We start from the raw sequence: 321 nt of genomic DNA, 5'->3' as shown, positions 1-321 counted from the left end.
GTCGCCGGAGCTGGATGGCGAAGGTTTCCTGTGGATGTCGGTGTTGTTGTCCTCCGTATACGACGCCGTAGCCCAGGCTGCGCGGGACTGGCTGGTGAACTGGCTGGAAGAACGCGCGCCGTCCAACCTCGGTGCTGCGCTGTCGACCCTGCCGCGCTTCCAGGAAACCGTCGGCCATATCGACACCCTGCTGTTCGCCAACCGCAGCCTGCTCGACGCTGCCGCCGAAGGCCACACCCCCGCCGCCCATGCGGCCCAGTTGAAGTACTTGGTGACCAACAATGCGATTCGCGCCGTGGAGCTGGCCATCGAAGCCTCGGG

At 65.7% G+C, this 321-nt stretch carries 1 pseudogene; it reads left to right on the top strand.

Features of this window, described 5'->3' with window-relative positions:
• Positions 1 to 321 (top strand): annotated as a pseudogene (locus HX823_RS31425) (acyl-CoA/acyl-ACP dehydrogenase); the annotation flags it as partial.

The organism is Pseudomonas sp. P7759 (assembly GCF_013386445.1).
Classification (GTDB): Bacteria; Pseudomonadota; Gammaproteobacteria; order Pseudomonadales; family Pseudomonadaceae; genus Aquipseudomonas; species Aquipseudomonas azotoformans_A.
Note: the sequence above shows the minus strand (reverse complement) of the source record. Positions and strands in the feature narration are given on the sequence as shown.